The sequence below is a fragment of the Microcoleus sp. AT8-B5 genome, assembly GCF_036705565.1.
In the GTDB taxonomy this organism is placed as follows: Bacteria; Cyanobacteriota; Cyanobacteriia; order Cyanobacteriales; family Microcoleaceae; genus Microcoleus.
The window spans coordinates 44,730-50,729 of sequence record NZ_JAUBUY010000035.1 but is presented as its reverse complement, the minus strand read 5'-3'; the positions used below and the strand labels follow the sequence as shown (position 1 = coordinate 50,729).

The following is a 6,000-nucleotide window of genomic DNA, read 5'->3' as shown; positions in this document are numbered from 1 at the left end:
ACAGGCAAGATGCCTGTTCCACAATAACTCTACATTTTTAGCAACAGGCAAGATGCCTGTTCCACAATAACTCTACATTTTTGTGGTAAAGGCATCTTGCCTGTACTTAGCATTTGTGCAACACCTAATTATTAGCAGAAGGGTAAAAATCTGCAATAACTCATTTTTTTTGTGGTACAGGCATCTTGCCTGTACTTAACCTTGGTGCAAGACCAAACTATTAGCAGAAGGACACAAATCTGCCAGTTCGCAAATATTGCAAGCCGGATTTCTCGCATTACAAACTGCCCTGCCGTGATAAACCAACCGAATCGACCAATTTTCCCAATCCGGCTGCGGTAACAATATCATCAAATCCCGCTCGATCCTTATAGGATCGGTATGTTCGGTCAATCCCAACCGCTGAGTCAAACGTTTGACGTGAGTGTCTACCGTCACGCCCATATTAATACCAAAAGCGTGGGCGAGAACGACATTAGCCGTTTTGCGGGCTACTCCGGGCAATTCTAGCAGCAGTTCCATCCGCTGCGGCACTTGATTGTTAAATTTATTGACGATCGCCTGACAAGCACCTTTAATATTTTTAGACTTATTCCGGTAGAAACCAGTCGATCGCACCAGACTTTCCAATTCTTCTAAATCAGCATTTCCCAAAGCCACCGCATCGGGGAAACGCTCAAACAAAGCCGGCGTTACCAAATTTACGCGATCGTCCGTACACTGAGCCGAGAGAATCGTCGCCACCAGCAACTGCACGGGAGTTTCGTAGTTGAGAGTGCAAGGAGCTTCGGGATAGAGGCGTTTGAGGCGAACCAGAATTTCGAGCGATCGTTGTTTTAAACTTAACTTTTTAGTCATTAGTCAGTAGTCATTAGTCATTAGTCAGTAATCAGTAGTCATTAGTCATTTGTTATTTGTTTTTAAATGGTTCCCAGGCACGACCGGGGAACCCATAACCAGAGGCTCTGCCTCGCTTGCGTAGGAAAAAAAGAGAGGGAAAAATAGGAAAATAGGAAAACGGAAAACTAGACATAAATCTTCCTTCTTCCTTCTTCCTGAAATCCGTTACATCCGTTACATCCGTTACATCCGTTACATCCGTTACATCCGTCGAGCGAATCCGTTGCCGAACTTCCTTCTTCCTTCTTCCTTCATTTACTATTGCATGAAATTTCGCAAATCAAACCCAGCCAAATTAGCAGTATCGCGAATAATCAAGAAAACTCCCAAACCCAGCAACAACACCAAACCTGTCTGCATGACATTTTCCTGAATGCGGTTCGGCAGAGGCTTGCCCCGCAGTCCTTCGATTAAAAGAAAAGCTAGCTGACCGCCGTCCAAAGCAGGTAAAGGCAAGATATTAATCACAGCCAAATTGACGCTAATTAACACCGCATACTGAAACAAACTCGCAGCATCCGATTTGGCAATCCCTGCACCAATCGCCACAATCGCCACAGGCCCGGACAACTTGTCGGCAGTCTGGCTGAAATTGCTAAGTAACTGCCCGAAGCCTTGAACCGTCAGCACCACAATCCGCTCAAATTCTTTGGCGGCCTTGCTAAACGCCTCTACAAATCCGGCCCTCTGCCGCACCACAGTGCCGTTAGAAGTTAGTTGCACGCCAATGCGACCTTTGCCGTCGGGCGACTCTTCAGGAGTTACTGTCACCAGAAATTTTTGTTCTTGGCGCTGAATTTCCAACGCTAGGGGTTGGTTGGGATGATCTTGGATTGCTGCGACCAATAATTTGACTGCTTCGCCGGAAGCGCCCAATTCCTTGCCGTCAACAGACAGAACAACGTCGCCCGATCGAATTCCCGCTTGTTTGGCGGCCGAACTGACTTCCGCAGCGACTTCCGGGACTTTAACTCCCGGTAGGTAGTTGATTTCTGCAGCGCCGACAGTGCTCAATTGCACCACCAGCAGGAAATAAGCAAAAATTAAGTTGGCAACTACCCCTGCGCTAATGACGATCGCCCGATCGAGCACGGGGCGATTTTTGAGCAAATTCGGGTCATTTGGGGGAATTGTACTGTCGGGATCGTCGTCCGGGAAACCCACGAAACCTCCCAGGGGAAACGCGCGGAGGGCGTATTCAGTTTCCGGGCCTTGGTACTTCCAGAGGATTGGCCCGAAACCGATGGAGAAGCGGTTGACGTGGATGTGTTGAAGTCTCGCCGCCAAGAAGTGGCCGAGTTCGTGAACGACAATCAAGATACCTAAAACTGCGATCGCTGCCAAAACTGACATGAAGGATTCCACTAACACTTTTACTGGACTTTGATTTATTTTAATATCTTTTTAATATCGGTGGCTTCGGAGGGACAATTTTCAGTCAAACTGGAAGGTGGTGTTTTTGTCGGAAGTCCCGGCTGCTGCGATCGACCCGACGCTGCCAAACCGATCGCGCGATCGTACCTGAGTTTACCTCTAAAACCCATTCCCATTACCCATTCCCTATTACAAATTACCCATTACCAATTCCCTGTTAGCCATTCGCCATTATGAAAGACACTTCTTTGAATATTATCGCTATTTCTATCTTTGCCATCACCGTTTCAATATTGTTGGGCCCCCTATTCAACTTGCCAGAAGCCGTACCTGCGATCGCCACTTTTTGCCTGTTGGGGCTAGCCACCCTCGACAGTTTCCAGTGGCAAGGTCAAGGCGGTACAATTTTATTAGATTTGCTGGGAGGAACTTCCAAACAAAAGCGCGATCGTATCCTTCACCACGAAGCCGGACACTTCCTAGTCGCCCACCTATTGGGAATTCCCGTAACCAGCTACGCCCTCAATGCTTGGGAAGCATTTAAACAAGGCCAAACAGCCCAAGGCGGCGTCCGATTTGAAGACCAACAATTAGCATCTCAACTCCAAAGTGGCACTCTTTCCGCCCAACTTTTAGACCAATACTGCACCGTGTGGATGGCCGGAATAGTCGCAGAAAAATTTGTTTACGGCCGTGCAGAAGGAGGAGCAGAAGACCGCACCAAAATCAGTGCAATTTTAACACAACTGCGCCGTCCAATTTCCGAAATTCAACTCAAACAAAACTGGGGTTTGCTGCGAGCAAAAAACCTGATCGAAAGCCACCAATCAGCTTACGAAGCCCTAGTATCAGCCATGGAAAAAAGAGCAAGTGTTGCCGAATGCTGCGACATCATCCAGCAAAATTTATAGCAAAAAAATTACGCAGTTTTGCCTTATAAACCCGGTTTATATCTAGATTTCTCACAAAGACAGGACTTACGCACCGCCTCAATATATAGTGTTTTCTAGGGGCAAACCCCCGTGGTTGCCCCCATACCTGGAATGATGGCGTAAGTCCTAAAACACAAAAAATTTGCGTAGAAACCGAGTTTAAGAGCGTATTATAGGGATTAAAAATTAATGTCAGAACCAAATATTTTCCCAACAACACTGCAAACAGCAAACCCAAATACAGAAAAATTGTTGTGGCTGTTTGGTTTGCGGATCGACCCTGGCACCGAAATACCAAATCTATATACTCTAATTGTCTATGGAGAACAAGAGCCGCCCTTAGTAGCCGGCGGTCAACTTGTATTTTTTACCCGTCCAGAACTAGCGATTAACGCTCTCCAATTGTGCAATATCGATGTCAGCAAACTGGGAAAGCCACCCACACAAATAGACGCTATTTGCGACATTGCAGAAACGCTATACCTGCTCGATGCCGAAGATTTTGACGAGTCAGCTACTATCCTCAACTGTTTGAACGCGCTTTTCGATTTAGTGAAAGCTACTTTAATACCGATGCCAACTGAATACAAGCGCATACTTTATGATTTTGCCGACCATTTGAATATTGAGGAAGAGTTTGCAAGTTTTTTAGACACAGAAGATATTCAGCGATCGGAAATTGTCAATGCCATTTTGTGGTGTGTGGGAGCAATTACAGCTAAATCGAGATTGCTGACATAGCAATTTTAGATTTTAGATTTTAGATTTTAGATTGGGGATTTGGGATTTAAAGTAGTCCGGGACTATACTAATTACCACAACGTTGTAGGGGCGGGTTCACAAACCATACATAACAATGACCGACAATTCATATAAACCCGCCCCCACCCCACCGTAAATCTGAACGTACATTTAGCTGGGAAAGTTGGGTGGGGGCGGGTTTTTGAGATTGTTTGTTTTGGGGCGATTATTGTTGGTGAACCCGCCCCAACAAATCTATCAATTACCAATTATGAATTACCAATTATTCAAAATAATCCCGATCGCTACAAAAAACTTAGTATTAGGGCGTAGCGCGAGTTATACTCCTACTGGAAAGACTGTGACTGCCAAAAAATCTCGACATCAAAGTTTATGAGCAACACTTCCGGGCTTCGACCTGCAGCCGACAACCCCAAAACACAAAAACTCAGCCTCTCAACAAAATTAGCTTACGGTGCCGGCGACCTCGGCCCGGCAATTACCGCTAATGTTTTGGCATTTTACCTCCTAGTTTTCTTTACCAATGTTGCTGGTTTACCTGCCGGTTTAGCCAGTAATATTTTGGTAGTTGGCAAGATTTGGGATGCTATAAATGACCCGATTGTGGGGGTTTTGAGCGATCGCACTTCTCACCCTTGGGGCCGCCGATATCCTTGGATAATATATGGTGGCATTCCCTTCGGCATATTCTTCTTATTGCAGTGGATAGTACCTAGCACGGATCACACAGTGTTATTTTGGTACTATGTTGCAATCAGTATTTTGTTCAACACCGCCTACACGGCTGTCAATCTTCCCTACACTGCCCTGACTCCAGAACTTACTCAAGACTACAACGAACGCACTAGCCTTAATAGTTTTCGGTTTGCTTTCTCCATTGGCGGCAGCATCTTTTCATTAATCTTAGCTCTAATTATCTTTCGTGTATTTGAAAAAGACCCGAATCAACAATATTTAGTATTAGGTGCAATCTGTGCAGTTATCTCTGTCTTGCCTTTGTACTGGTGCGTTTTGGGAACTCGCAAGCACGTCGCAGCCCAACTATTAGAAAACGCCGAACTCGATAATTCTACATCCTTGCCACTGAAAGAACAGTTGCAGATTGCATTTAGCAATCGCCCTTTTTTGTACGTCATTGGAATTTATCTTTTTTCTTGGCTGGGAGTGCAGTTGACGGCTACTATTATTCCCTACTTTGTTGTTAACTGGATGCAACAGCCACAGTACGTTTTTAGCTTGGTGGCGATCGCAGTTCAAGGCACTGCATTAATCATGCTATTTGTTTGGAGTAAAGTCAGCGAGAGATACGGCAAAAAAGCCGTATATTTTATGGGCATGAGTCTGTGGATTATTGCTCAAGCTGGACTATTTTTTCTCCAACCAGGACAAGTATTGCAGATGTACTTATTAGCAGTCATGGCAGGTGTCGGAGTTTCCACGGCTTATCTAATACCTTGGTCGATGATACCGGATGTGATCGAACTAGACGAACTGCAAACAGGAGAAAGACGCGAAGGGGTTTTCTATTCGTTTATGGTACTGCTGCAAAAAATCGGATTGGCAGGGGGTTTGTGGTTGGTAGGTCAAGCATTAGAAGGAGCTGGATTTCTATCTACAGTTCCGGGACAGCCTGCACCCGTACAGCCAGAGTCTGCACTGTTTGCGATTCGAGTTGCGATCGGGCCGCTCCCCACAATTGCTTTAATTGCTGGGATGATTCTCACATACTTTTATCCCATAACCCGCGAAGTTCATGCAGAAATATTGTTGAAGCTGCGAGAAAGAAAAGCACAAAATCAGTAAGCGCTAATAACCAATAGTTGGTAATTCGTAAAATCGAAAAATAACAACTACCGATAGCTAATCCGGGCGATATTAATAGCAATCCTCCCATCCTATGCAAACTATTTTTTTCTTGAACAATGTGTCATCTTCTTATGGCATCGGTTAATTTAAAAAAAACGTTGCGCGTTTCCTGAAAGGATTGCTATAGCTTGCTCGGAGGGCGAATAAAAGCGATAGTTTTAGTAAT

General features: G+C 45.2%; 6 protein-coding genes. 3 read left to right on the top strand and 3 right to left on the bottom strand.

The genetic code is table 11. The features are described from left to right. Window positions 1-195: 195 nt before the first annotated feature. From nth to QUB39_RS21370, 3 genes are all read right to left on the bottom strand, one after another. Window positions 196-858 carry an endonuclease III gene (gene nth / locus QUB39_RS21380; protein ID WP_333055622.1) on the bottom strand — a complete coding sequence of 221 codons (663 nt, stop codon included), beginning with the start codon at window positions 856-858 and terminating at the stop codon, window positions 196-198. A 300-nt stretch (window positions 859-1,158) separates the two neighbouring features. Further along, window positions 1,159-2,253 (bottom strand): RIP metalloprotease RseP, encoded by a 1,095-nt coding sequence (rseP, locus tag QUB39_RS21375; protein ID WP_333210715.1) that lies wholly within the window; start codon window positions 2,251-2,253, stop codon window positions 1,159-1,161. 35 nt (window positions 2,254-2,288) lie between these two features. Next, window positions 2,289-2,450, bottom strand: a complete 162-nt coding sequence (locus tag QUB39_RS21370) for a hypothetical protein (protein WP_333096380.1) — start codon at window positions 2,448-2,450, stop codon at window positions 2,289-2,291. 57 nt (window positions 2,451-2,507) lie between these two features. Between QUB39_RS21370 and QUB39_RS21365 the strand changes: the two genes are divergently transcribed. The 3 genes from QUB39_RS21365 (at window position 2,508) to QUB39_RS21355 (ending at window position 5,771) form a co-directional block, all read left to right on the top strand. Then, entirely contained in the window at window positions 2,508-3,185 is a 678-nt protein-coding gene (locus QUB39_RS21365; protein WP_333055619.1) for an ATP-dependent Zn protease, read from the top strand. Window positions 3,186-3,395: 210 nt separating this feature from the next. After that, window positions 3,396-3,947, top strand: coding sequence for a hypothetical protein (locus tag QUB39_RS21360; protein ID WP_333055618.1), 552 nt, complete (start codon window positions 3,396-3,398; stop codon window positions 3,945-3,947). Between the two features lie 393 nt (window positions 3,948-4,340). After that, on the top strand, window positions 4,341-5,771 hold the full coding sequence (locus QUB39_RS21355; protein WP_333055617.1) for an MFS transporter: 1,431 nt from the start codon (window positions 4,341-4,343) through the stop codon (window positions 5,769-5,771). Window positions 5,772-6,000 lie beyond the last annotated feature (229 nt).